Origin of the sequence: Micromonospora sp. NBS 11-29 (assembly GCF_002140155.1) — a bacterium.
Taxonomy (GTDB): Bacteria; Actinomycetota; Actinomycetes; order Mycobacteriales; family Micromonosporaceae; genus Micromonospora.
Genome location: NZ_NAPR01000011.1, coordinates 28,524 through 28,900, shown reverse-complemented (window position 1 = coordinate 28,900; position 377 = coordinate 28,524). Strand labels below are relative to the sequence as shown.

Below are 377 nucleotides of genomic sequence, written 5' to 3'. Positions count from 1 at the left end.
TGACGATCGCGTCCTTGCCGGCCTCGATCGCCTCCTCGCGCCGCTCCTTGTTGAAATACTGCCGGATCTTGGTGCGCGCCCGCGGGCTCTTGACGAAGCCCAACCAGTCCTGCGTCGGGCCAGCCGTATCCAACTTAGACCTAAAGATCTCGATCACATCGCCGTTGGACNTGCCGTTGACCCGCGCGCCGATGCACTTGTGCCCGACCTCGGTGTGCACCGCGTACGCGAAGTCCACCGGCGTCGACCCGGTCGGCAGCGGGATGACGTCGCCCTTCGGCGTGAAGACGTACACCTCCTGGCTGGACAGGTCGAACCGCAGCGCGTCCAGGAACTCGCTCGGGTCCGCCGCCTCACGCTGCCAGTCCAGCAACTGC

Annotated in this window: 1 pseudogene; it reads right to left on the bottom strand. The window is 66.0% G+C overall.

The features are described from left to right. Positions 1-377: pseudogene (locus B1205_RS31485) on the bottom strand (TGS domain-containing protein); the annotation flags it as partial.